The organism is Methylorubrum subtropicum, from assembly GCF_038442325.1.
GTDB lineage: Bacteria > Pseudomonadota > Alphaproteobacteria > Rhizobiales > Beijerinckiaceae > Methylobacterium > Methylobacterium subtropicum.
The window spans coordinates 1-24,857 of sequence record NZ_JBBXMW010000014.1; the positions used below are offsets into that span (position 1 = coordinate 1).

Genomic DNA, 24,857 nt, shown 5'->3' on the forward strand with positions numbered 1-24,857 from the left:
GCTTCTGCCGGCTTCCGTGCCGGCCCGGATGGCTGCTTCATCTTCGCTCCTGGGGGCTACGATGAACCAGCCATCCTCCGTTCGTGAAGGCCCTCAATCTGTCTCAAAAGTGCTGACGCCGGACACTCAGGCTTCGCCGGCTGCCCTCATTGTCGATCAAGCCATTAGACGTAAATTTAAGGCGAACAATTCAAGTATGTTATTGACACTGCGCAATTGAATTGCGGGCATATACGCGCGAGTGGACCCATCTTATCTACAAGTCTTTTGACACGATCCGGCGCACCGTAACGCCAAAGGGACGGACAGCGCCCGTGTCTTCCGTGAGGTCTCAGGGGTGCCCGCGGTTGCACGGGCCGCAAGCGCTTGCGGCACGAAGGCCGGCTCGGCACCGAAGGGGCGCCAAGTGCACGCGACGCCCGAGACGAGCGAAAGCATCGCCCTGGATCCAGGGCGATGCTCGCGCTTCCCGTGCGGCACCGGCTTTTTGGATGAGCCGATGCCCGCCTTGTCGGATCGAAGCTCTATCGGCTGCCCGACTCGCCTCGTCCTTCGCCGCTGCCGCGTCCGGCCGGAGCGCTGTCCCGCGCGGCGACGCCGTCCTTCGCGCTGCCCGAACCGCCCGCCGTGGAGCCGGTCGTCTGCGGATTGGAATTGCCGGCTGCGTTCGCGTTGGCCGTCATGCCGCCCATGAACTCGCCGCGCTGCCAGTTCGGCATGCCGATGGAGGCCAGCAAATTCGTCGTCAGCGTACCGGTCGGCTCGAGGCCCTGCGCCTGCTGGAAGTGCCTGGCCGCGACCGTCGTGTCGTTGTTCCAGTTACCGTCGAGATGGCCGGCGGCATAGCCCCGCTGGTTCAGGACCTGCTGGATCTGGCGGACGCCGTCGCTGTTCATGTAGAGCGGCTCGCCGGGGCTGTCGGTGCGTTCCATGGCGATGCGCTGGTTGTCGACCTGCCGATCACCCCCCTGTCCGGCCGCCTGCGAGGGCTGCGGCCGCGCCGCGTTGGCAGCCTGCGGGCCCGTGCCGTGCCCGGACGAGAAGATTGGATCGGTCAGGCCGAGTGCGGAGATCAGGCCGACTTCGAGCCGGCCCGTCGGCTCCAGCCCCTGGGACTGCTGGTAGCTGCGCGCCGCCTGAACGGTCGTCGGGCCCCAGCGCCCGTCGACCTGCCCGGTGTTCCAGCCCTGTTGGTTCAGGGCCTGCTGGATCTGCCGGATGCCGGCCGGGCTGACGTGGAGCGGCGTGCCGCGGCTGTCGGCGCGCTCGATCACGACGCGCTGGTTATCGGCCCGCTTCGTGCCTTGATCATTGCCCTGATCGCCCCCCTGCCCGTCGCGATTGCCGAGGATGACGTCCTTCTCGAGACCGAGGCCATAGACCAGCGGGATCGTGAGCGTGCCGGTCGGCTCCATGTTCTGCGCCTGCTGGAAGCTGCGCGCCGCCGACGTGGTCTGCGCGTTCCAGCGCCCATCGACGGTACCGGTGCTGTAGCCCTTCTGCGTCAGCGCCTGCTGGATCTGCCGCACGCCCGCCGAGCTGACGAAGATCTGCGTGCCCTGTCCTTCCGATTGTTCCTGGGTCACCCGCTGATTGCTGACGGCCGATTGTTGGGCTTGCGCGTATCCGCCTGCCACCGCCGTGATGATCGTACTCACAAGGAAGATTTGCTTCAGAGCCATGAAGACCTCCTGCCATGGACATGGAGGCGAACCGGGCTTTCCAGCCCCCGTTTCCTACGGGCGACGCCTTAGGAAATCTCCGGTGCCGGCGGACAAAGCATCGAGTGAGCGCACCGCTGCCGTGCGCTTCGGGATGAACGAGGGGCTCATCCCCCGCAGGCGGGCACCGGCCGCGGAGGCGGTCGAGGCGTGCCGTCTGTTCTACGTTGGTCTGACCCGCGCGCGTGGCGAACTCCGCATGTTGCACTCTAAGGTGATGGGTGCCGCCGCGCTTACCGAATTTGTCCGGCGGCAGATCGGAGAACAGGGGTCCCCTCTTTTGGCTGTGCACGAACTCGAGGAAATCGGCGCCGAGGAGCGACGAGTGAAGGGGTACAGTCCGCTCCGACCCTATGTTCTTCAGCGATCCGGCTTCGGCGTCGAACCGCATCACGGCGATGCCATCGATCACGCTGAAATCCTCGACGCGCAACTGGCAGACCTCAGACAGCCGAGCGCCCGAGTACGCGCACACCAGCGGCACCCACCGCTTGACCGGGTAGCGCTCGCCCGCTGCCGCGGCGAGGATCTGGGCCGCCTCGGCGTCCTTGAAGCCGCGCTTGCCCTGGCCTGGCTTCTGCTCGACGCTGATGGTGACGCGCTCGGCTGGGTTCTCCGCGAGCTTTCTGTTGTCGACACCCCAGCACAGCCCGTACCGGCGCCAAGCGGCTCTCACGAATGGTCTTTGCGGATAGCCACGACGCTACAAGGCTATCCTTCCAGGCCACGAGCTTGTCGGCTGTGACTCGGGTGGCGTCGTTGTCCCCAAGGAACGCCGCAAGCTGCTGCATCACCCGCGTCCAGTCCTAGACTGTCTTCTCGACCGGCTTGCGCTCGGCGGCCTACCCCTTCACCAAATCGTCGAGTAGGACCTTTGCCGTCGGCGCCGAGCGCGGCGAAGGCGCTCGACCTCCGGGCGGTTCACGCTCAGGTGGCGCCTCTACCACATCGCCGAGTGCGTAACGTTCGAGGGTTAGGCTCGCGTGCTGGATTGCCGCAGCAACTGCCTGAGCCAGCATGCGGCGCCCGTCCGCGTCGAGTTGCAGGCCCTTCTTCGCGATGAGGGAGTCGGCCTGCTTGAGACACCACGCCTCCATGTCGTCCTCGCCCCTGTCGGCGTAGGCGCCGTGCAGAACTTGATGGACGACGTCGGGACGTCCCCAAAGTCCGACCCGGCGCGACTGCCACAGGCGCGCGAAAAGGTCGGTCCGCCAGAAATTTTGGCTCGGGTTGTCGCGATGTAGGGCGATCCAGCGATCGTAGGCCGGCGCGGCCAACTCATGCGCTTCCCGCTCGCTCAGCACCGTAGGGTCAGCCGCGAGAGTCGCCCAGCGTGCCTCGATTTCGCGAACGACCTCGACGAAACGAGCGCGGGCGACCTCGAGGTCCTTCGTGCGCAGGCTGAGCTTCTCGAGCGACCGGCCGACCAGTGGGCGCAGCGGGACCGGCACCGCCTTGCGGACGTAGTAGATTCTGCTGTCGGGGTGCTTCCAGGGACGTGCCATCGGCAGGGGCATATGCACCACCCGAATGTACCGGTCGGGCCGTACGAACACATTGCGAGTCAGCAACTTACCGTGACGATTGGCTGTTTAGCAAGATTGGCGGAGAGGGGGGGACTGGCCCCTCAGGCCAAAAAACTCAATCAAATCAACGGCTGCTCGTCTGGCTTTGAGCGTTCAATGTACCAGCCAATTGTACCGTCGTCGATACGCGGACGAGGTTACAACACGACGATCCATCACGGCGGTCCGGCCTGCCCCTCTCGGGCGGCCCGGCCCCCGGGGCTCCCGCTCACCGTCGGATGAGCGCCGCCGCACAGGTCGCCCGGAGAACGAAGCGTGTCAGCTTTGCCTCAGTCGGGCGCCGATCAGACCTGCCCCGGCTGGCAGCCGTAGGGCGGCACCGCGCGGGGAAACCGCTCCTTGATGCGCGCGCAGCCCCAGGTCCGCAGCGGCTCGGGCAGGCGGCGGTTCACCTCAATGCCGACCTCATCGTAGGGCGTGTCGCCGGCGGTGACGTAGCGGTACCATTGCCAGCCGAGCGTGCCGACGCCCGCCAGTAGGATCCCGACGGCGACCGTGACCACCAGCGCCAAGCGCGACTGCGGCGCGCGTTCCTTCGCCATGCCGATCCCTGCTCCCCAAGTTCATCGGCGGCAGGGCACATAGCACACCGGGGCACTTAACGCCCGCCGCGGCACCGTTCGCGCTGTCGGGCCGGACATAGGCCGTCCTGACGAGGTTGACTGTACCGTGTACGGACTGGGCGTCGTCGCTCACCTGCTAAGGAAATTATTGCACCTTTGGCGTTATCCCGGCGGCTAGCCCTTGGGGCGCGTCGAGTCCCCAGACCTCAATGGCGGTATCGGCGAACCACTTCTGCCGCCTTTCGATGGCCGCACGGTCCCAGGTCGGGGCGGGGTCCAATCGCTGGACGGCGAGCGTGATTTTGTCGCCGACGCCCACAACCATAGGCGAAGCTTGGCAGCGCGCGAGGAGGAACTGCGACTTCGGATAGACCTCAACCTTCTTGCTGTAGGACATGTTCTTGATGACGCGGTTCACGGACAGCTCCACGAGCATCAGGTTGCCGAGCCGCTGAATGAGGTCCGGGTCGTCGGCCCCGTCGCCAAATTGGGCCTGAGCCTCTTCGTCAGCACCCTGCGCCAGGATGTGCTCGATGTCGTTCTTGGTCTCCAGGTAGTGGGTCAGGCTCTCCCGTCCGGCCTCGCCGTAGGCCAAGACGTCGAAGTGGCGGGTCAGTTTGGCGAGCAGGTAGCGCAGGCGGAACTTGCGCAATTCATTGGCACGTAGCGACGATAGTCGCGACGTGAACGCCTGGCGGGAGGCGGCCTTCTGACGGACGATGAACTCGTCCGCGAAGGCGGTGAAGGCCGCCTCGTCCTTGACATGGCGCAGCCGCCTGGCCGCTTGGCCGATTGTCCGCTCGTAGTCCTTGGTCGGCACGCCGGCGATCAGCCAGACGAACATCAGCTCCTCAACTTGGCGCGTCAGTCGCCCGAACAGGACCGGCGGCAGGTGCCTCCCCGCGAGCAGCAGGACAAAGTGCTGCTTGACGGCGCTGCCGCCGAGCGCCCGGGTGTTCATGATGCCGTGGTCGGCCTGGCCCGCCACGGTTCGCCCACCGGTGAAGTTCTGGTAGGCGAGAGCGCCATCCCTCAATCGCTGCGCGAAACCGATTGGGTCGCTGGCGTGCTTGGTCTGTTTCTCGTTCCGAATGAGCCAGTCGTAGATGTCCTCCTCCCGAAGCTGGGCGTCCACGTCGTACGTGGCCATGAGATAGTACCGGAGGAAGCGCAGCGGTTTCTCGCGGGCGTCGTAGATGGCCTGGGTAAGCGAACGCCAGACCTCCTTGAGCTTGTTGAACTCCTCCGCGCGGGCGCTCATGAATAGGAGGTTCTTGAGCAGGTCCATCGCGTCGAGGCCGACGCCGCGGTCGTTGATGGTCTCGAAAATCTTGAGCGCCCTGCTGACGTTCGGCGTCTCGATACGGATCAGCTTCACCTTGTTCGTGAAGTAGCCGTGAAAGCGGCGCAGGCCATTGGCGTCGGAGGGGAACTGAACGGACAGGAACTCCCGGATCGTGTCGTAGGCGTTGGCGAGGTTGCGGATCGAACGGGTGCCCTCGCGCCGCGCGTTCTTCCCCTTGCCGGAACCGTAGTCGACCAGGACGTCGCTGGCGTCCTCGTACTGGAGGTCGAGCCTCATCCGTTCAACCGTATCCCCGTGCCAGTCGGTATCCGATGACGAGATCTGCCCTTTTAAGGTCGGAGGAACTGACTGATTTAATTCCTCGATCATGTCTCGCAGAGCGCAAAGCGTTAGAAATGACGTGGTGCTGCGCTGCTGCCCGTCGATCAGGTCGAAGACGGCCCCACCCGCAGCACACACTACAATAGTGCCGATAAAATATTCCGGCGCGTAGTCTTTCGTCGCTTGCTCGAACTCGCCAAAGATGTCTTTGAGGAATTGCTCCACTTCCTCGCCGAGCTCGCCCTTGGCGTCCGTCTCGCCCCAGACATACTCACGCTGGTAGTCGGGCACTCGGTAGAAGCTTTGGAAAATCTGGGCGAGGCTCAGATCCTGCGACGTAATAGAGTTGCCGGTCATCGTTCCCCCTGGCTTGCCCGGGCTGGGCCCGACGTTCGGGCGGCGAATCCTCGCCGCGTTTAGCACCATCCCCTGCAAAGGCGGTAGCTCGTAGACGCTCCCTGGACCGACGGCCCGGGGAGCGTTGCTGTTAGGCTCGGTCCGACAGAAGCGTTCAGCTCGCTAGGAACTCACGCACCGGGCGCTGCCAGAGTGAGGCCGAAGCGCGACTGAGATGCGGAATTGCGATGGTCGCGATGCATCCTGAAGGCGTCCGGTACTCGCGCATGGGAAGCACCGTGCCGCCGCGGACGATGTCGCCGACGGGTCGGTCCAAGGCCGGCATGTTATGCCGGAGGAACCCGTGTCCGGTCGCGATGATGTGAGTTGGGTCCCACGGTTCGATCACCTCCCGGAAGGCGGGCCAAGACGCGCAGGCCCGCTCGACCGTTGAACCATGGGCGCTTCGATAGAACGGGCAAACCTCGTCCGTACTGCCGTCAGCTCATCCCTCGAAGAACTCTTCGTCGAGGCGCTTCACGGTCAAGGTCTCCTCGATGCGGCAGCCGACGCTGTGGCGGATCATCAGCCGGGCGAGCTGCGGACCATCGATGAGGACGATGCGCTTGCTCAGCATCTCGGCCGTCTCGCGTGCCGAGGCCGAAAACGTCGATGTCGTCACGAACAAGCCCTTCGTGGCCTTGAACCGGTCGAGGCTGCCGAAAAAGTCTCGGATGGCGGAGGCGCCGACGGTGTTGTCCGGTCCGTAGCGTTTGGCCTGCACGTAGATACGGTCGAGCCCGAGCGGGTCCTGATCGATGACGCCGTCCACCCCGCCGTCGCCCGACTTGCCGATCAGCGCCTTGTCGAGGTCGTTGACCGAGCCGCCGTAGCCCATCGCGATTAGCAGGCGCACCACGAGGCTCTCGAAGAAGGCAGGGGTGCCGGCCACCACACGCTGAAGCAGTTCGCCGGCAAGCGCGGATTCGAGCTGCCGCGCAGCCGCGCGCATGATCTCGTCGGGGGTAAGGTCCGCCGTCGCACCGCCCGCCTGTGCAGCCACCTCCGTCGCCTCGCCGTTCCCTTCCCCGGCGACGCGGAAGGCCTGAAACTCGGGGAAGCGGCTGAGGAACTTGATGTCGATGCGCTCGGGTGGCCGGGCCAGCACCTCGCGTCCGCGAGGCGTGATTCGGAAGTGCGCGCGGCGGGTGAGTTCGACGAGCCCGGCCTTGCCTAGGTAGCTTTTGGCCCAGTGCACGCGGTTGGCGAAAGTGGTCTGCCGGCCCGACGGCAGCAGGTGGGAGCGGTCCTCCAGCGAAAGGGTGAACGCGTCGGCGAGACGCTCGACGACGTCGCCGATACGCACCTCGCTACCCGCAGCCTGCGTGAGCACCGGGAGCATCAGGGTTTGGAAGTCGGGAATAGCCATTAGAGCTGCGCGGATATGCGGGGGTAACCGCGACGCTTGCTGGCGGGAACGTCAAGCCGCTTGGCTGTGATCCGCTCGAGCAATAAACTCGCGGGCTCGTCGGCGGGGAGGTTCATATCATAGGCCAGGGCGGATGGTCCGGTGGAGCGCATGGCCACGACTCAGCACGGTGGCGTGCCGACGTCGAGAGGCTACCGATGCGAGCTACGTAGACGTGGGCGCGCGCGGTCGGGTCGTCCCCCTTATCGGCCCCGTCGCGCGTGGCCTGGAGGTCCGCCCCACCGAGCAGGAGGGCGACTGCGACCGCGATCCACCCGCGCCGCGCCATCGCCCCCATCGGCCTCACGCGCTAACCTCGCCTCGACGCGATGGATGATCCGCCATGCAGGAGGAGCGCGCGGTGTCGAAAGGTTCGCAACGCCTGCGCGCTTGCTTGCCGGCCCGCTCCGGGCGCACCCAGCGACGCGCCTGCGCCCGGACGAGGCGGTCGGCATCGCCGGACGGGCCGCGGCGCTCACGGTGGGCGGGGGTGTCATCGCGTAGGAGGTCTGCCAAGTCGCCATCAGCAGCGGCTGGCGCGTGCAGGTGAACGACGCGACGGGCGAGGCCGGGCCCGTCACGCGCTGGGGTGTGCGGTGAGAGCCGCACTCGGGTGTGGATGATAGATGTGCCTTAACCTCGCGGCGGCGAGCGAAATTCTCCTGTCCGCACGGTTTGGCGAAGGAAGTAAGGAATTATCCTCATGGGCAAGCAACAGAAAAGTTCGAAAATTGATCCGAACGATATGGTCGCCCTCTGGAGCTACGATGATGACGGCCGCATCACGGAATTCTTGATCGTTTCTGAGAAGAATTATTCACAAGAGCTTTATGCTGAATATGACAGCTCGTGGGGCAAGGGCACCAAGGATTGGGGACTTCGCGGTTTTTGCAATAAGCCAGCGGGTCTGTTTGCATACTTGGCAACCGCAAAAGGCTTTGCGTCCGACGTCGTAGCTCGCAAAGTTTTGACGCAATTCGCAGGAGTGAAAAGGCAGCGGTGGGCGAAGGCGACCAAGGAATGGTTAGACCATCCGAAATAAACGAAATGAAAGGATATCATATTACAATACTATCTGCCTCATTCAATCCGAGTCGTCGAGCATTTCTTCAGTGACAGCGATAGATTGCAGCAGCTTCTCGTCAAGCTTGCCGGTTGCCTCCAGGATCACAAGCAAAGCGAACAAGCGTTTGGCCGTCTTCGACATGGTGCGATGGTTGTCCTGCGCGGGGTCGAGCAACCAGGCACGCGCAGTCTTCACCTGTACGCCCATCGCATCAGCGAGCGCCTTCGACGAACCGCGGACCGCACCACCGTTCAGCCGCACCGCGACACGCCTGATCACCGACCGCTTCATGAACATCCTTGTTTGGGACACAGAGTGTCCCCACATAGCTAAACGCTGGCGTAATGGAGCCCACCTGTGTCCTATGCGCCGGACTGCGGTCAAGCCCTAACTCGGGGCTGAAGCCGCCAGGAGCGCAGCTGGGAGTCATTTTCTCTACGAAACGTAGCATTTTGCCTCCCGATGGGAGAACCAGCGATGAAGGAGCAGGAAGAAAACGAGGAGTTCAAGCGTCTGGTTGAGCACGACCCAGTGGAAGCGGCCCGTCAGTGTCAGGTGGCGATCAAGGGGGACAACGAGAGCTTCCAGGCACAACGTCGCCGGCGCATGGCCTGGGGCAGCCTAATCGCTGAGCGGCTGAAGGCTGATTACGGGGAGTGGCGCCGGTTCGTCGCCGACAAGTTCTTCGATCAATACGGCCTCCTCCGCAAGAAGGACGAGCGGCACTACGAGTTTGTTGTGATGCGGGCGGTGATGCTGTTCCTTTTTCAGGTCAGCAGCACCAACAAGTCTAAGCGCAACCGTGTGTGGCGCTACGCGCGGGCGATGGAAGCTTATGCGGACGCCGGCGTGCCGAACGATGAGCTGGTCGCGCGGATCAAGAAGGACGGTGGGATCGAGAAGGCCTGCCGGGCGGCTTGCCAGGAGCACTCGCCGCAGCAGGAAGAAGAAGACTGGGAAAAGCAGATGCGGGCCCGGCCCGAGCAGCAACCGGGCGAAGATCAATCGGGCGAGAGTGGTGACGAGGAGATCGACGACGAATACGAAGACGAGGAGCTTGACGACGAGGATTATGACGAGCTGCGCCGTGCCGTCGTGAAGGACGAGGAATCCGTCATCCTACGGGTCGACGTAACCCCCCGGGAGCTGAATGATCTGTTGTTGGAGGAAACCTCTCAGTACCGAGTAATCATCCGGCGTGGTGGCCCGGACGATCAAGGCGGAACGCGGTTCGTCGCTACCAATATCGACCCGCTGTAGGAGCTTGAGATGAGGACTTGCCCGGGGTGGCGAGACTACCCCGGCTTGGCCTACGCGCGGATCAGTACTGGGGGCCGCCATGGTTCCGTGGCCGGCCTGGGCTTGCTGTCGAGCTCAGCCGAGGACGGCGGAAGCGTCAAGATGTCGTCGAAGTCGGCTCGCCCTCGCGTCAGCGCCTTGAAATTGTAGGTGTGCACGTAGGCGAGATCGCTCACGATGGGGGTGGCGGTGAGTGACATGAGGGGGCCGCCCCGCGGGCAGTAGCGGGCACCCGATGGCCCCAGATGCTCGTCAAGCGGTTCGCGCAGCCGCCCCACCGGCGGCATCACCGCGACGCCCTGGAGGTGGAGCCCGTCATTGGGCAGCAGATCGCGCCACGCGGAGCGGGCACTGACCTTGGCCCGCTTCGCGACGGGAAAGTCCGGGGCGAGGACCCAGTAGGGCAGGCAGTCACGGCGGCTGGGGGCCCGCCAGTTCCGCCACACCCGCTCACAGAGCCAGCGATGCGCCCGCTCGGCCTCACGCTTCATCTGGGCAACGACGGTGTCCCGCCGCCCCCCGAGATGCCGATACTTGAGGACGAGGAGGTAGGGACACCAGCCCTCGGCAACCAGCTCGGTGGCGATCTGGCCGTAGCCGCCGGTGAGTTGGTTGATCTGGTCACTGCGAGAGAGGCCATCCGGGAAAGGGGGCCGGGGCATACCTAGTTCTCCTATGGGAGGCTGCCTATTGGGATGGGGGATGAGTGGACTCTGCCATGAGCCATGCTCAGGGAGGCAGTGCTCACCGAGCCGGTGTGCTCAATCAGCTCTCTTTCGACACACCTGAACATTTGCACGCCCGAAGACGTACATTCTAGCGCCGAGTACCGCGCGCCGTCTTGTGGCAGCTTCCAAAGCAAGCCGGCAGTGTGCAAGCACAAAATTAGTTTTACTGGTTTGCCGGATCACTCACAGCGCGCATAGCCGTCCGGCCGGACGCGAGCTACGACCGCGAATTTGCAGAGTATCAATTGATTCCGTGGCGGAGGTTGGGAGTCACAGCAACGGCCCGTTCGGCAGGCGGCCTGGCCTGGTAAGCCGGGCGTACAGCCAATCGACTACATGATCGTCCAGCAGGCCCGACAAAAACACCGAGTCCCAATTGTTTTTGCTGTCGCGTATTTCGTCGTTCCGGACCAGTTCGGCCCCGACGATGGAGACGAACTCACTTCGATCAACCGGGTTAAGCCTCAGCTCTGGAACTATAAGCCATGGTCGAAGCATAAGCTTCGCCCATCGCGAGAGTAGATAGCCATGGATCCCGGTGCGCATGATGACGCTATCGTGATGAAAACTGGCTGCTGCAAAATGTGGATTGAGTGGGTCGAGCACAATCCGGGTTTCAATTCGGGGGATCGCACCGAGGTCCGTAAGATATGCGGCAACGATGCGCTCAGAAAGCACTGTGTCGAAGTATGGATGGAGTATCCGCTCACCGGGGTTCGGTCCGACGAGAGGCTTAAGTCTCTTACTGTTGCACTTGCAGGCAGGAACCAAATTTTGGGAAAATATTGAGAATGCTGGATGATCTTCCTTGTCCATCACATGGTCCAAGGTCCCGCTGTGCAGCGAACCACACATCGGACAAGTGTTTGAGTCGCTTCGCATGCGAATTTCCGCAATGTGCGCCAGCGCCTTAGGTGGGCTACCGTAATGTCCCCGGAGATGGGTCGCAGTCGTCGCCGGTAATGCTACGGGCGCTACGGCGCGAACGTCACCGCTTGCCGCGACGTACTGCATGTACGCGGCCTTGAGCTTGGCGACATGAGACTGGAGCGTCGGATGGCTGCCAAGCAGCGGGTTTCCGGCTAATGCGTCCAGTGCTGCGTCGTCATCGTACGTGGGACGTTCGAGCTTGTTCACCGGGGCCGTGTCGGACGTGGGGGTTCGATGCGGGCGCGGATGTCGCCAAGAAGCTCCAGCGATAGCTCGTCCTTGTAGGCTTCGAACGTCTCCGACCAGGACGAACTATCATCCATGATCCGCTTTTCGACCTTTCGCGCAAGACGTGATGGTTGGTCCTCGCCGAACACGAAATAGGAAATCGAGCCGACGTCGGCGCCAAATGTCTTTAGGTTGGGACGCTGGGCGACGATCCGGCGATCAGCCTCCGAGCGCAGGACGATGACTTGATCCTCAAACGCTTCGCGAACGAAATATGCGGAGTGGGTGGCAATGATGGCGGCCGAGCCGGTCTGCTCAAGGAGGTTGTCGAGAATTGCCACGAATTGGCTGATGAAATTAGGATGAAGGTGCGTTTCAGGCTCGTCGAGCAGGACCAGGGTGCCGTTCTCTATATGTAGACTGGCAATCGCTGCGAACCGAAGGAAGGATTGCTCGCCACTGCTGAGCGGGTAAGGCTTACCGTCCACCATTCGGATCGGCTCGCGCTGTATGTCTATGGCCGCGTATCGTTCGAGCCTCTCCTCTTCGCCCCCACTTCGCAGCTCGTGAAAGGCTATACTACCCTTCCCGCCTAAGATGCGAAGTCCGAGATCCTCCCAGTCGTCGATGGCGGCGATTGCCGTCATGAAGAGGTGCAGCCGGTCGCGATCATGGACGCGCTCCTCTGAGCGCGCCAGCTGGACGAGGACGTCGGAGGTTGTACGCCTGCCACGGGCGCTGCCCGACTGGCTCAAGGCGAAGCGGCGATACCAAATACGGGGCCTGCTGCGGCGTTCGCTAGGGAAGATCGACGACGTGGCGTGCGTAGGCACGAAGGCGAGAAGGCGATTGATGAATGGCCGATCACCATCGCCATCGGTCAACTCGTCTCCGCCGCTGAGTGCCGCCTTGGCGATCATCCCTAAGGTTTGGCTTTTCCCGACCCCATTCTTTCCGATCACGATGGCGAAGCGCCGCGGCAGTATGTTCTCCGTAACGTCGAATTTGAAACTAAGGTCGTGTTCGTTGGGTCGTCCGCTCAGTTTGAAGCGAATGTTGAATGTGTTGGAGATTGCGCCGATCTCCTCGTGCTCCAAGCCCCGTAGGATTGAACCCGCGTTCGTCCAAGCGAAATAGGCCTCGGACGAGCGGAGGAAGGCATGGTTGAAGGCGCGCGTGCTCCTCACGTCCTGCAGGGAAACCGTCCCCATGAAGCCCTCGTCGGCAGCGACGACATCGTTCATTTTCGCCAGAAGACGAGTTGCCAAGTCAGGTTCCAGAATCGTTACGATCTGGCGGTAGGCGCTCATATCCGGAAGCATCGTAAAGAATTTAGGTATCTGGTTAGAAGGTAGGCGACCATTTGGCGCGCTGGAGAGAAGGCGCCGCAGCAAACGGACGTCACCTTCCCGCTCGCTTCCAATGAAAGCGAAGTAACCTCTCAGTGTGAACTTGCGTGTTGGATGGTTCGGGTCCTCGACGCTGATGTTAACTTGGATTTGCGAGCCAAAATCGTTCCACTTCTCACCGCCAGGCGATATGATAACCGTTGTCACGTCGGGCAAAGGTACTGTTCGAGGATCTATGGCGAAGATTACCTGATCCATGAATCGCCTTCCGGTGGATGTGGCATGGGAGTGTCGTTTTTTGCTCTCATCAGGGCGGCGACGGATCAACCCTGTCTCGGTCGACCGTGCCTTGTTTGAGGCCTGTATGGGGGAGATTGAGTGGTGCCTCTCTCCGCCAAAATCCGAGCGCCGCGGCAGCACCATAGTTGCTCGGCACATCCGCTCCAAAATATCGAGTTCATGCCGTTGGACGCCCGAGACGGGCGCATGATGGCATGTCGGCTTGCGGGTACCAAGCTGACTTCTGTTTGCTACCCCGAGCCGACCTTGCCGGACGGCCGATGAATGTCGGCTTTCGGGAAACGCCGACGGCAGTCCGCATAGCCAACCTGGGTCGGTCGCGGAACGTCCGCTTCGGGCGGGACGGGCAAGGACCGCTCCCGACCCCATCGAGACCGTTGGCGGCAGCACGTCGAATGTTCGCTTGGGGTTATGTCTGGCTGTAGAGCATCAATCGAACCTATATTTGCTTTCGGGGGATGCTCGCAAAAACTGGCACGCCTATGATGGGTCGAAAGAGGACTCCCATTCGGTCAAGGCAGTTCGGTTGTGCTTCTAGGGCGTAGCACTCAGGCCTCTTTTGCGAACCGACCTCTCGCGTCGATGAACCTTCCTACGAATGCCTGCAACTCGAAGGACGGTCGCCCGTAGCTCACAATAGCAACATCGAGATCGCGGTCGCTGGCTAGTCGCAGCGCACGCAGCATGGCCGCGTCGATCCACGCGTCTGCATTGCCGAAGGCGCCGCCGCCGAGCCGCGTGAGCAGCACGCGGCTCGAAGCGCCCCGCGCCGCGTTCAGCACGCCCGCCAGCAGCGTCGCTTCGTAGGCGGCCTCCAACACGAGACAGGCGAATGGCGCCCAAATCGCGGTTGGCAGGCGCGCGTAGGCCACTGGCAGCGCCGAGCAGAAGATCTGGCTGACGAGCGGGCGCGGCGCTGGCCCGTCAGTGACCTCGACGTCCCCGTGCAGGCCGAGCCGCAGCCAGCCGCGAAGGTCGTCGAGAATCTCCTCGTCCGCCGCGCTTAGATACGCGGCAATGGCATATAGGCTCGCCCGTGTCGGCAGGGCGTAGCCGTTGCGCATCGCCCACAGCGCCGCCCGTTTTGTGCCGAGCCGCTGTGCGAGCGCATCCCCAAGCTCGGCGAGTCCGTCGAGCTGGCGCTCCGCCGTCTGGCCGACCTCGCCCGCGACCGGCACGAAGTAGTTGCGGTAGATCGTAGCGGCACCCGCGGCCAAGGCGCAGGCAGGGCCTTGCGTATGGTCGTGGGCGTAACCGGTGACACCATCCTCCGGAGTTACGTCCGGCCCAACCATTTCCAGCATGTTGAACTGCGAGGCGACCTGGAACAGCGCATCGCGATTTTCCGGCGCCCGGTGCAGGGCGCGCGCATCACCCTCAACGATGGAGAGTCGCAGCCGGCCAGGACGATGAACACCGGCTGCCGCGGCGCGAAGCTCTGCCAGGGAGGGTAGCGTTAATGTCCCTACCGCGTAGCTCTCGTCGGAGTCCTCACGGACAAGCCGGCCGTCGACGATGCGTAGCCGAGCCTGCGTCTCCTTGTGATCCGCTTCCCGGAACCCGGTCAGCCGCTCGAACCAGTCCATCTCGCACGTCCTCATCCAGCCGACGCCGCCCTCGCCGAAATGCTCCCGCATGATTCCGCTTCGATCACGCATCCGGTTCTGCGTCGGACTACGCCGCGTTCAGCGGTCATGGCTCGGCGCCGACCAGCCTCAGAACACAAACTTCCAGTCGATCCGCTTCACCGGCGCCCGGCCGTCGGACGGCACCGCCGAGCACATCACAACGATGTCCTGCTGCACTGCGCGGGCGCCGGCCTTGACCGGGTTGGGCTTGACCATCTGGCACAGTCCGGTTGCCGCCCAGACTGTGCGCGTCTCCGGGGCGTCGAAAGTCATCAGCCGCAGCGTGCTGACTCGGAATGCGTAGCCGTAGGCGTTTTCGAGGTCCGCGGACTGGCGCACCTCGAAATCGACCACCGTCCTTGCCGCGCCCCGCTCGCTACAGTAGCCGGTGATGAAATCGACCGTCCCCCGGCCATCATCCTTGAGCCGCATGTTGCCGTTGCACGGCCGATCCCGGCCGTCGACCTTCAGCTCCAGGCACAGCCCGCTGTGGATCGTGTCGACTGCGGGGTGCGCGACCGCCCCCGCGGGCCGCTCCGGCGCGGGGGCGCCGGCCGGCGGCGCGGCGGGCGCGGGCAGCGGCGGTGGGCTCGGTGACGGGGCGCCGACCGGCTGGCCGGCGAGGCAGGTCTGCAGGAGGTCGCGCACCCGGGCGGAGGCGCCCGCGCCGTGCACGGGCAGGCGTGCCCCGGGGAACGACACTTCAAAATCGCGGTCGAGTAGCAGGGCGGTGAGCGCAAGGCTGCCGCCATCGAGGAACATCGTGATCACCAGCCGGTCGATGGGAACGAGGTCTATCTCCTCCGCCTGCACGGCGCCGAGCCCGACGAGCTGCACCTGCTTGATCCGGTTGCGCTCACTCTTGCCAGTCGGGTCGAACACCCGCAGCTCGATCTTGCGGTCTGACATGCACAGCAGCTCGACGTCCGGCTCGTCGCCGGGCTCGCCATAGCGTACGTTTGCCCCCCGGCCGGTTGGTCCCCAAACGGCCCGTGCCGGCGGCGAGGCAGCGTCGCCTGCGATAGACAGTACCGAACGACGTGCTGGCGCGGTCGCGGCCGAGTCGGCCCCCCAGGCAGCTTCCCCGACCGTCAAGAACGGCATCACTGCGATGACGAGCCTCGTCCAGCGTCTCGCTATGCGGCAACCCTGTTTCGAATGATCCTGGTCAAGGTGATGCCCGGGTCGGGACGATGTGTCCGCCTCACGGCCATTCCGCGCCGATATCCGGCTGCGGCGTCTGCAGGGGAGGCTCATGGTCGCCAACTTTCAGCGGTCCTGATCGCACTGGATCAGCCGGTTGCCTTGTTGGAAGTCCGCGTAGCCTTGCGTGGCGGTGCAGAAATCGAAGGCTTCGCCCGGCCTCGTCGCTCGCCAGCCGAACTTGGCGCAGTTTTCCTGGGCGGTGATCGCGTAGGTCTTCTTCCGCCACCGCAAGGTTTTCCGCGCGTCATCGATACGCACGGCGAGCGATTTTCCATTGACCCGGCATGTGTATCTGAAAACATCGGCCCGCACTGGAATGGCCGAAACGATCATGATCGCAGCAACAAGATACTTCATTATCTTTATCCCTTCGTCTTGCTGTCAACAGCCGCTCCGGCTGAAGACCGACTGAGCGGCGGCTTTGCAGCCGCTAGAAATGCTCAAATCAGTATTCGAGGGCGAGCATGACCGTCAGCACGCGGCGCGTGACGCTGGTGTCGGCCGGATCCGGTGAGGCGTAGCGTCCGGCGCGGTCGAAGTAGTCGATCTTCCAGAACACCCGCTCGCCCGCGGCCTCGACCGCGCCGAAGTCGTGCTCGCCGTACGGGTCGTTGTCGGCGTCGAAGCGGTCGAATGCGGCGATGGCGTCGAGCACGATCTGCTGACGCTCGCGGCCGAGCGCGATGATCCCGGCGGTGAGCACGAGGGTGCCGCCGCTGAGCGTGCGGCGGAGAATGTCGTTGAGCGCGCGCACGCGCTCCGCATCGAGGACGGCGGTCATGGGAATCTCTTAGTGTAGGAGGGCGTAGGGGCGGCGGTTGCGCGGGGCGCGGCACCGATGGCGCGCCCGAGCAGCGGCTCGGGCGCAGTTCGCGGGCGACTAGGGTGCCCTGGGCGGCAGGAGGGCGAGCTCGTCTGCGGTGCGCAGGATGGTCGGGAAGGCGGCGGGGTCGTAGTCCCGCCAGCGCAGCGAGAAAGTTCGGCCATTGGTGCCGATCACCTCAGCCTCCCACCAGCCGTCGTCGGGCCCCTCGTGGGCGAGCACGATGCTGCCGAGCCCGATCTCGCTGCGGTCCCCTGGGCGCGGCTGACCGACGAACAGGTGGGTGCCCGGCCGTGGCGCCGTCGATGCGCCGGTGGAAGGCGACGCGTCCACCCCGTCGCCGCACGAGGGCTCGTCACCCGATGATGCCGCCGTGTCGCCGTTCGCCGCCGCGGGAACATCGGATTGCGCCGACGAGTCCGTGGTCGAAGCATCACCGGCGCCGGGCGGATCGCTCCGACCGCTCGAGGTGACGGTGAGCCCAACTTCCTCGCCGGCGAGCGCAACCAACCGGGCGTAGAGGTCGCGCTTGGCGAACGGCACGAGGGCGCGGCCGCTGGGCAGAACCCGCCCCCGGGCGAGCTGTCCGGCAAGGTCACGACCGACCGCGTTGGCCAGTGGCAGGGCGTGCAGCCGCATGGTCGTGCCCGCTGTGGTGGCGGCCTCAGCGTCGGCGGCGTCGAACCACGCGGCGCGGGGCTTGCCGCCGCCGTCACGACCGAACAGCACGAGCGCGGGCGGCTGGGGGACAAGCGGGGTCTCGGCGATGCGGACGGGCAAGTTGGTTCGGGAAGATAATTTGGCAGTCATGGAAGGCCCCTGAAACGACGAAGGCCCCCGTAGTGGGGGCCTTGCTGAGAGGTTCGGCTGAGGCTGAAACGCCGGCGCGGTCGTAGGTGCGGCTCGCGCCGCCACTGTCTTGCTGGCCCTGTCATGGGACACCCTCCACCGCACGTCGTCCGGCACCGATGCAGCACACCGACTCATCAACCGAGCCGTCACAATGGCATAAGCCGTCGCGAAAAACAAGAATAAATACCTAGCTTTTTGCGAAGCTATGCGGCCGGGCGCCGTGCACGACCCCGCTGCCGACATTCAGGCGCATCTCGACCACTTGCGTGCTGGCGGTGTAGTGGTTCGATGCGTCGAGCAGTGGTCACCCGCGACGACAGGAAGGCGGCAGATCTGACCGCACTGAGCGCACAGACTGCCGAGGCTGACATCAGGGATGTCGATGTCCTCCAGTGGGTGTTCCGGAACGGTGGCGCGCGTTCTTGCTCAATCCGCCGGATGACGTCTCGGGTGCCTGTCGCCCGCAGCCTACTCAGGCTGCCAGGCGCTGCACATTGGCGGCGACCAGTTCTCGGTAGCGGGCGATGACTTGATTGTGCGAGCCGCCCGCCATCAGGGTGTTGGCAGCCTCCATCGCGGCAACGACCTTCTCGGAAACCATCGAGATCATCTCCGCCTGCGCCTCGGTCCCGCCCCACGCGATCCGCACCAGCCGCAACTCGATGACCCGCTGTGCCTCGAAGGCGAGCAGAAACGCGGACCAAAAGGGGTTCAGCATGTGCACTCCAATCAGGCGACCCCACCGGTCGCGGGCATGTCCTAGTCATCCGCGAACGGCAGCCGCCCGCCGGCGTCGACGGACGGAACCTCGCGGTTGCGCTGGTCAGGCGAGCTTGAGCAGCCTCTCGGCGTTGCGGTGCGCGATTTTGGCCTTGTCCTCCGGCGAGGCGACCATCTCGTCGAGGAAGCGGCGGCCCTTCGCGTTCTCGCTGTAGGGATAGTCGACGCTGAACAGGATGCGGTCGGCGCCGAAGGTGGTGAGCGCCGCCACGAAGGGCGGCTGGGTGAAGACGCCGCTCGTGGTGATGTGGACATGCCGGAGGATCACGTCGGCGAGCGGCCTGCCGAGGCCGATATCCGAGCGCGCCAGGTCGTCGACGCGGGCGAGCATGACCGGCAGCATCTCCCCCATGTGCCCGATGACGAGCTTGAGCCGCGGATGGCGGTCGAAGGTGCCCGCCATCGCGAGCCGCAGGACATGGATTGCCGTCTCGGCGTGCCAGCCGAAGGCGGCGCTGGCGAGCAGGGCCCCCGCTTTGCCGGGCAGCCCGTCGTAGTAGGTCCGGTGCACCGCGGCGGGCGGCATGCTGGGGTGCAGGTAGATGGGGAGGTCGAGCCCCTCGGCCCGCGCCAGGACGGGCGCGAAGGCGGGGTCGTCCAGGAAGCGGTCCCGCGTCGTGCCGTTGATCATCGTGCCGCGGAAGCCGAGCTCGTTCACCGCGCGCGCCAGTTCGTCGGCGGCGGCCTTCGGCTCCCGCATGGGCAGGTGGGCGAAGGCGGCGAAGCGGTCCGGATGCTCGCTCACAGCCCCGGCGAGCGCGTCGTTCATGGCACGGGCGAGCGCGACGCCCTCCTCCCCGTCGACGAGGTCGGCGCCGGGCGGCGAGCAGGACAGGACCTGCACGTCGATGCCAGCCGCATCCATGACGGCCAAGCGCTCATGCCCGACGTCCCGTAGCTGGCGCTCGCGGCCGGTGCCGCCGGACGGCACGCCCTGCGCCTCGATCCGCTCCCGGCCGATCCGCGCGATCAGCGGCTCGAACTGGACGTGCTCTTCAAGTGCGATGGTGCGCGGCATACGATTTCTCCGACCGTCCCCGAGGGCCCAGGGCGGTCGATCTGGCAAGGCGGTACGAGCAGTGTTGACGGCCGGGCGGCCTGAGGGGGCGGAAGGGCGCCCGGCCGTCGCACCGCAGGGGGAAAGGTCCCTGCGATCCCTGGGTTCCTGGGTTGCCGGCGTCGGCCGCCCGGGACCGTTATTCGGACCCGCCCGGACAACGCCGGCGAAGTTTGGGCTTACTGGCTGGCCTGCTTGTTCGCGCGCGCCTCGCCCGCCTTGGTGTAGCGCTCGTCGAACGCCTTCATCTCGTCGGCCATGCGCTTGAGCTCGGCGGCTTCTTTCTCGCGGCCCAGGTGCTTGGCCGTCGCGGCAAGCGTGCCGTAGGCGGCGATGTAGTAGTGCAGCGAGATCTGGGCTGAGGCGACGCCGCTGGCGTCCTTCACAGCCGGGTCGTTGGCGGCGGCCATGACGTCGACGGTGCCGGCGCGGATGCCCTCCATAATCTTGTTGGGCTTGCCGCTCGGCTGCCCGCCCGCTTCCTGCAGGAGGCGCGTGATGGTCTCGGCATGGCGCGCGGCCGTCGCGGCGCCTTCCTCGGCAATCTTGCGGAGCTCAGGGTCGCTCAGGTCCTTCGTGGCCGCTTCGGCGGCTTCCTTGCCTTGCTGGTCGGCGCTCTTCAGCGCCTGGAGCCCCTGGATGTACCACTGCGCGTAATCCTGCTCTGCCATCGGCCGAATCCTATGTCTGAGGAAAAACGAACGCGAGCGTTCATTTTACGAAAGCCGAGTGCCGCCCTATTGTTCCGGCCAGGAGGAGCTTGATTTGCGAGAGGTGGCCACACAGGCGGTCGGCCCCGTCCTTTCCGGGCGTCGCGGTCGGCCGCGTGCCGACCAGGCCGGCGAGGTCGAGGAGCGTGTGCTCGAGGTGGCGACGCGGCTGTTCCTGTCCCACGGCTTCGACCGTACCACCTTCGAGGGCGTGGCCGAGAAGGCGCGGGCCGGGAAGGCGACGCTCTACGCGCGCTACCGGAACAAGGAAGCCCTGTACGAAGCGGTGGTGCGCCGCCGCGTGGCGCAGTCCATGGACCGGATCGCGTCCGCCTCCAGCGGTGAAACCTCGAAGGAGAATCTGCGCTTGGTCGGGTTGCGGTTGGCGGAGGAGATCCTCGTGCCGGACGTGATCGCGCTCATGCGTCTGACCATCTCCGAGGCGGCGCGGTTCCCCGAGATGGCGATGGCCACCTACCGGATCGGCTTCGGCGGGTGCGTATCGACCCTGGCGGAAGCCATCGCCGGCCGAGGTCATACGCCAGAGATGCTCGCCGCGGCGACGCCTTCCGCGACTCGGTTCGTCGAACGGGTGTTGATGCCGTTGCAGATGCACGCCCTCTACGGCGTGGATCTGCCGAGCCTCAGGCTGCGGGCAAGGGAGGACGTTGCCGAAGCCGTCGAGATCCTCCTTGCCGGGGGGAGGCTGGACAATTGCGCGGCCGGCAGCGTTTCCCCGGTCCCCGACTAGCCCTCGGACCGTTCGCCTCGTACCTCGGTCTTCGGAATTAGTGGCGCCTGCCCGCGACTCATCGATTACGACGCCATGATGCCGTCGAGGATGCAGCCGAGCTGTTCCGCCGATTAGGGCTTGTGCAGGAGGTCGAAGCCGCACGACGTCCTTCCTGAGGACGTGGCTATAGCCGGAGGCGAGCAGAACCGACATGTCGGGCAGCCAGCTCCAGGGCCTGTTGGCACGCTTCAGCCGTAAGCGCTCGCTGACGGCCGCCTTGTGCGGGTAGCGCTCTGCTCTGGATACAGGACTTGGCGTCGGATGGCGCTGTATCGGCCCTGTGTCTGGACCTATGACCAACCCTCACATCATCGTCGCCGGCACGCGCCGAAGCTGGTCGCCCGAGCAGAAGCGGGCCATTCTGGCTGAGGCGGATGATCCCGCCACGACCGCCTCGGCGGTGGCGCGTCGACACGGCCTGCATTCCAGCCTGCTGTTCCGCTGGCGGCGCGCCGTGCTGGCCGAGCAGCAGGCTCGGACGCCCTCCGCCCCGCCGGCCTTCGTCCCGCTCGCCCTGCCGGCGCCCGCCGAGAGGCCGGCCGGGTCGGGCGTCGTCGAGATCGAGCTGGCCGGCGGTCATCGGCTGCGGGCCGAGGCCGGTGCGGACCTGACGCTGCTGCAGGGCGTGATCGCAGCGCTGCTCGGCCGATGATCCCGGTCCCGTCCGGCTCGCGCGTCTGGCTGGCCACCGGACACACCGACATGCGCAAGGGCTTCGACGGTCTGGCCGCCCTCGTGCAGGACCATCTCTCCCGTGATCCGTTCTCGGGGCAGGCCTTCGTGTTCCGCGGGCGGCAGGGGCACCTGATCAAGGTGCTGTGGTGGGACGGTCAGGGCCTGTGCCTGTTCGCCAAGCGCCTGGAGAAGGGCCGCTTCGTCTGGCCGGCCACCGCCGGGGCCGCGGCGGCGCTGACGCCGGCCCAACTCGCCATGCTGCTGGAGGGCATCGACTGGCGCACGCCGCTGCGCACCGACCGGCCGAGGATCGCGGGCTGAGGCGGAAGACTACCGAGGCGAGGGCGTCCGGGACCGAGGCTGTGGCGAGCCCCCTCGACACGGCTTAAGCTGTTGGCGTGGCTCTCGTTCCTGCCCTGCTGCCCGACGACGTCGACGCGCTCAAGCGTCTGATCGTCGGCATGGCGCGCGAGGCGGTCCAGGCCGACACCCTGATCGAGAAGCTGCGCTTCGAACTCGCCCGGCTGAAGCGGGCGCGGTTCGGCGCCTCCTCCGAGAAGCTGCGGTGGGGGCTTACGCCGGATCGGCGAGGACGTGACCGAGAGCCTCGACTACGTGCCGGGCCGGTTCAAGGTGGTGCGCCACGTGCGCGAGGCCTTCGCCTGCCGCGCCTGCGAGCAGGTGGTGCAGACGCCCGCGCCCCACCACGCCGTTCCCCGCGGACGGGCCGGCCCCGGACTGCTCGCCCACATCGCGGTGGCGAAGTTCGACGACCACCTGCCGCTCTACCGTCAGGCCGAGATCTATGCCCGTGACGGCGTGGACCTGGCCACCTCGACGCTCTCCGGCTGGCTCGGCGCCACCGCGGCCAGCTTGAGGCCGCTGGTCGATCTCCTGCGCCGGGAGGTGATCGCCGGCTCGGCCGTCCTGCACGGCGACGACACGCCGATCCCGGTGCTGGCGCCGGGCAGTGGCAAGACCCGGACCGGCCGGCTCTGGACCTATGTGCGCGACGAGCGCTCCCATGGTGGCGCCCGTCCGCCGGCGGCGGTGTTCTTCGCTTCGCCCGACCGCCGGGGCGAGCGTCCGCTCACCCATCTGGCGGGCTTCTCCGGCGTGCTCGTGGCCGATGGCTATGCCGGCTTCAACGGGCTCTACGAGAAGGCCCGACCGGGCGGCCCACTCACGGAAGCGGCCTGCTGGGCGCATGTGCGCCGCAAGATCTTCGACGTGTATGCCGCGACCGGCTCGGCGCTGGCCGCGGAGGCGCTGGCGCGGATCGAAGCGCTCTACGGGATCGAGCGTGAGTTGCACGGCAAACCGCCCGACGCCCGCACCCGTGAGCGGCAGGCGCGTGCGAAGCCGCTGGCGGCGGCGCTGAAGCTGTGGGCGGAACGGAGCCTGACCCAGCTGCCGGGTCGGTCCGAGTTGGCCAAGGCGCTGCGCTACATGTTGGCCCGTTGGTCGGCGCTGACCCGCGCCTTCGACGACGGACGCATCGCGCTCGACAACAACGCGGCCGAGCGGGCGCTGCGCGGCGTGGCGGTCGGGCGCAAGAACTACCTGTTCGCCGGTTCTGACCTTGGGGCCGAGCGCGCGGCCGTCTTCTACAGCCTGATCGAGACGGCCAAGCTGAACCGGCTCGATCCCGAGGCCTACCTGCGCGACGTGCTCACACGCATCGCCGATCATCCCGCCAAGCGGTTGGCCGATCTGCTGCCCTGGAACTGGACGCCCGCACAGCCGGCTGTCCAGGCCGCCTGATCGACCGGCCTCTCACCGAACGCTTACCTTCAGCCCACCCACGCCCGGCATGATCACGTCGGAGAACGCAGGGTCGAAGCCACCCGTGTCCGCGCCCAGCCTGTCAAAGGCTTCCTCCGCATTGGTCGCCCAACGGTGCGTCAGCCGAAGTCATGAGGATCTAAGTGGCGAAGCGTCCAACCTTGACGTTGTCCTCGACCACAAGAATGCGCTGCCCGCCCCCTGCGGACATGGCAGCCTCAGGCTCGCGCCCCGTCGAGGACAAGGCGTGGGCACCGTCCACGACCTCTGGCAGTTACAGCCCCGGGGTCGCACTGCATGCCGCCCCGGCACGTAGCTCTGCGGCGGAAGCGCCCGCTAAGCCTGGACGACGCTGGCAGAAAGGCGCTCCAGATCGTAGTTTTAGCGGCCGGAGCGGCAGACTATCTCACCAGGGATGTCAGCGCTGTCCGCCAGCCTGAACACGGTGCAGGTAGCCTGGGTTAAAGGCTGCCAGCACCCACAGCTCTGCAGCGTCCCGTATCCGGATGTGGCGACCCTTGCCCTCGATCAGGCCGCGCTCGCGCAGCGCCCGCAGGGTTCGGTTTACGTGGACGGTTGTCATGCCGGTCGTGTCGGCGAGATCGACCTGGGTGAGCGGCAACTCGTAGCTATCGCAGGCTGCCCGCCCCACCGCCCGAAGGCGAAGATGTAACTCGCACAGCAGGTGCGCAAGGCGTCCCTCGCAGGTCCGGCGCCCGACGCTTACCAGCCACTCGCGTGCCGTCGCCGCGTCGACGAGCGCCGCTAGGCGAAGCGCACGGGCCAGCCTGGGATGGTTGTCCAGGATGCCCTGAACCGTCTCGGACGGGATGTGCACGACCCGACATTGGGTGATGGTGCCAATGCTGTGGTCCATCAACTCCAACAGGGCGACATCGAGGTCGCAGAAGTCGCCTGGCACCAGGTAGCCTATGACCTGCCGGGCTCCGTTGGGCAGGAGCTTATAGCGGCAAGCGAGGCCGTCCATGACGAGGAACACGCCCAGCGGCGCGTCGCCTTCGCGGATCAGGTCTTTCTTGGCGGGTACGACAACGGGATGGGCGGTGATCTCCTCCAGCAGGCGTTTGTCGCCCTCCGCGAGCTGGGTCAGGCTAGCGAGCTTGCGGATCAGCGGATTATGGTCGGACATGGTCGCAGCGCCCCCCGAGGTCGAGCCACCAGTCCACAAACCCGATCTCCAAGGCTTGCCTGATGCCGAGGTTCGGGATGCCGGAGGTAACCGAGTTCGATAGGACAATGTTGGAGTCGGACTGCATCCGGCAAGATCAATGACAGGTGTCGGGGGCGACCGCCTTGAGGCACGATGCGCGTGGTGAAGAGTGCCGG

25 protein-coding genes and 1 pseudogene are annotated in these 24,857 nt (G+C 65.4%); 8 read left to right on the forward strand and 18 right to left on the reverse strand.

The window, feature by feature from the left end:
* On the forward strand, positions 1 to 220 hold a 220-nt coding region (locus AAHG03_RS18330), incomplete at its 5' end, for a hypothetical protein (RefSeq protein WP_342152241.1).
* 304 nt (positions 221 to 524) lie between these two features.
* On the opposite strand, the gene AAHG03_RS18335 is transcribed toward AAHG03_RS18330, so the two are convergent.
* Entirely contained in the window at positions 525 to 1,682 is a 1,158-nt protein-coding gene (locus AAHG03_RS18335) for a peptidoglycan-binding domain-containing protein (protein WP_342152242.1), read from the reverse strand.
* A gap of 82 nt (positions 1,683 to 1,764) precedes the next feature.
* Here AAHG03_RS18335 and AAHG03_RS18340 point away from each other — a divergent pair, with 82 nt between their 5' ends.
* Positions 1,765 to 2,466, forward strand: coding sequence for a hypothetical protein (locus tag AAHG03_RS18340; protein ID WP_342152243.1), 702 nt, complete (start codon positions 1,765 to 1,767; stop codon positions 2,464 to 2,466).
* A gap of 97 nt (positions 2,467 to 2,563) precedes the next feature.
* On the opposite strand, the gene AAHG03_RS18345 is transcribed toward AAHG03_RS18340, so the two are convergent.
* The 4 genes from AAHG03_RS18345 to AAHG03_RS18360 all read right to left on the reverse strand — a co-directional run bounded on the left by AAHG03_RS18345 (position 2,564) and on the right by AAHG03_RS18360 (position 7,262).
* Positions 2,564 to 3,238: a DUF6538 domain-containing protein gene (locus AAHG03_RS18345; protein ID WP_342152244.1), complete on the reverse strand. Its 675-nt coding sequence runs from the start codon at positions 3,236 to 3,238 to the stop codon at positions 2,564 to 2,566.
* 353 nt (positions 3,239 to 3,591) lie between these two features.
* Complete coding sequence (locus AAHG03_RS18350) at positions 3,592 to 3,849, reverse strand: hypothetical protein (protein ID WP_342152246.1); 258 nt, start codon at positions 3,847 to 3,849, stop codon at positions 3,592 to 3,594.
* Between the two features lie 166 nt (positions 3,850 to 4,015).
* A complete protein-coding gene (locus tag AAHG03_RS18355) occupies positions 4,016 to 5,854 on the reverse strand; it encodes a DUF262 domain-containing protein (RefSeq protein ID WP_342152247.1) in 1,839 nt (612 codons plus the stop codon).
* 484 nt (positions 5,855 to 6,338) lie between these two features.
* Positions 6,339 to 7,262, reverse strand: a complete 924-nt coding sequence (locus AAHG03_RS18360; protein WP_342152249.1) for a restriction endonuclease — start codon at positions 7,260 to 7,262, stop codon at positions 6,339 to 6,341.
* Positions 7,263 to 8,004: 742 nt separating this feature from the next.
* Between AAHG03_RS18360 and AAHG03_RS18365 the strand changes: the two genes are divergently transcribed.
* Positions 8,005 to 8,343: a hypothetical protein gene (locus AAHG03_RS18365; RefSeq protein ID WP_342152251.1), complete on the forward strand. Its 339-nt coding sequence runs from the start codon at positions 8,005 to 8,007 to the stop codon at positions 8,341 to 8,343.
* Positions 8,344 to 8,385: 42 nt separating this feature from the next.
* Here the strand turns inward: AAHG03_RS18365 and AAHG03_RS18370 are convergent, their stop codons facing one another.
* The gene (locus AAHG03_RS18370) at positions 8,386 to 8,658 is read right to left on the reverse strand and encodes a hypothetical protein (RefSeq protein ID WP_342152253.1); all 273 of its coding nucleotides are present in this window, start codon (positions 8,656 to 8,658) and stop codon (positions 8,386 to 8,388) included.
* Positions 8,659 to 8,844: 186 nt separating this feature from the next.
* On the opposite strand from AAHG03_RS18370, the gene AAHG03_RS18375 reads away from it, so the two are divergent.
* Entirely contained in the window at positions 8,845 to 9,627 is a 783-nt protein-coding gene (locus AAHG03_RS18375; protein ID WP_342152254.1) for a hypothetical protein, read from the forward strand.
* A 50-nt stretch (positions 9,628 to 9,677) separates the two neighbouring features.
* Here the strand turns inward: AAHG03_RS18375 and AAHG03_RS18380 are convergent, their stop codons facing one another.
* The 11 genes from AAHG03_RS18380 to AAHG03_RS18430 form a co-directional block, all read right to left on the reverse strand.
* Positions 9,678 to 10,328 carry a hypothetical protein gene (locus AAHG03_RS18380; protein ID WP_342152255.1) on the reverse strand — a complete coding sequence of 217 codons (651 nt, stop codon included), beginning with the start codon at positions 10,326 to 10,328 and terminating at the stop codon, positions 9,678 to 9,680.
* Positions 10,329 to 10,664: 336 nt separating this feature from the next.
* A complete protein-coding gene (locus AAHG03_RS18385) occupies positions 10,665 to 11,531 on the reverse strand; it encodes a hypothetical protein (protein WP_342152256.1) in 867 nt (288 codons plus the stop codon).
* Entirely contained in the window at positions 11,528 to 13,159 is a 1,632-nt protein-coding gene (locus tag AAHG03_RS18390; RefSeq protein WP_342152257.1) for an AAA family ATPase, read from the reverse strand. The genes AAHG03_RS18385 and AAHG03_RS18390 overlap by 4 nt, the downstream gene beginning before the upstream one ends.
* A gap of 590 nt (positions 13,160 to 13,749) precedes the next feature.
* Positions 13,750 to 14,838 (reverse strand): hypothetical protein, encoded by a 1,089-nt coding sequence (locus AAHG03_RS18395; protein WP_342152258.1) that lies wholly within the window; start codon positions 14,836 to 14,838, stop codon positions 13,750 to 13,752.
* 78 nt (positions 14,839 to 14,916) lie between these two features.
* Positions 14,917 to 15,738, reverse strand: a complete 822-nt coding sequence (locus AAHG03_RS18400) for a hypothetical protein (protein ID WP_342152259.1) — start codon at positions 15,736 to 15,738, stop codon at positions 14,917 to 14,919.
* A 360-nt stretch (positions 15,739 to 16,098) separates the two neighbouring features.
* Entirely contained in the window at positions 16,099 to 16,392 is a 294-nt protein-coding gene (locus tag AAHG03_RS18405; protein WP_342152260.1) for a hypothetical protein, read from the reverse strand.
* An 88-nt stretch (positions 16,393 to 16,480) separates the two neighbouring features.
* On the reverse strand, positions 16,481 to 16,816 hold the full coding sequence (locus tag AAHG03_RS18410) for a DUF3768 domain-containing protein (RefSeq protein ID WP_342152261.1): 336 nt from the start codon (positions 16,814 to 16,816) through the stop codon (positions 16,481 to 16,483).
* A 99-nt stretch (positions 16,817 to 16,915) separates the two neighbouring features.
* Positions 16,916 to 17,668, reverse strand: a complete 753-nt coding sequence (locus tag AAHG03_RS18415; RefSeq protein WP_342152262.1) for an SH3 domain-containing protein — start codon at positions 17,666 to 17,668, stop codon at positions 16,916 to 16,918.
* Positions 17,669 to 18,182: 514 nt separating this feature from the next.
* Positions 18,183 to 18,428, reverse strand: a complete 246-nt coding sequence (locus AAHG03_RS18420; RefSeq protein WP_342152263.1) for a hypothetical protein — start codon at positions 18,426 to 18,428, stop codon at positions 18,183 to 18,185.
* A 105-nt stretch (positions 18,429 to 18,533) separates the two neighbouring features.
* Complete coding sequence (locus AAHG03_RS18425; protein WP_342152265.1) at positions 18,534 to 19,508, reverse strand: amidohydrolase family protein; 975 nt, start codon at positions 19,506 to 19,508, stop codon at positions 18,534 to 18,536.
* A 218-nt stretch (positions 19,509 to 19,726) separates the two neighbouring features.
* Positions 19,727 to 20,218: a DUF892 family protein gene (locus AAHG03_RS18430; protein ID WP_342152267.1), complete on the reverse strand. Its 492-nt coding sequence runs from the start codon at positions 20,216 to 20,218 to the stop codon at positions 19,727 to 19,729.
* A gap of 103 nt (positions 20,219 to 20,321) precedes the next feature.
* Between AAHG03_RS18430 and AAHG03_RS18435 the strand changes: the two genes are divergently transcribed.
* The 4 genes and pseudogenes from AAHG03_RS18435 to tnpC all read left to right on the forward strand — a co-directional run.
* Positions 20,322 to 21,008, forward strand: coding sequence for a TetR/AcrR family transcriptional regulator (locus AAHG03_RS18435; RefSeq protein WP_342152268.1), 687 nt, complete (start codon positions 20,322 to 20,324; stop codon positions 21,006 to 21,008).
* 334 nt (positions 21,009 to 21,342) lie between these two features.
* On the forward strand, positions 21,343 to 21,702 hold the full coding sequence (gene tnpA, locus AAHG03_RS18440; protein WP_342152270.1) for an IS66-like element accessory protein TnpA: 360 nt from the start codon (positions 21,343 to 21,345) through the stop codon (positions 21,700 to 21,702).
* The gene (tnpB, locus tag AAHG03_RS18445) at positions 21,699 to 22,046 is read left to right on the forward strand and encodes an IS66 family insertion sequence element accessory protein TnpB (protein WP_342152271.1); all 348 of its coding nucleotides are present in this window, start codon (positions 21,699 to 21,701) and stop codon (positions 22,044 to 22,046) included. Before tnpA ends, tnpB begins: the two co-directional genes overlap by 4 nt.
* 240 nt (positions 22,047 to 22,286) lie before the next feature.
* Positions 22,287 to 23,489: pseudogene (tnpC, locus tag AAHG03_RS18450) on the forward strand (IS66 family transposase); the annotation flags it as partial.
* 439 nt (positions 23,490 to 23,928) lie between these two features.
* Here the strand turns inward: tnpC and AAHG03_RS18460 are convergent.
* Complete coding sequence (locus AAHG03_RS18460) at positions 23,929 to 24,660, reverse strand: Crp/Fnr family transcriptional regulator (RefSeq protein WP_342152272.1); 732 nt, start codon at positions 24,658 to 24,660, stop codon at positions 23,929 to 23,931.
* Between the last annotated feature and the right edge of the window lie 197 nt (positions 24,661 to 24,857).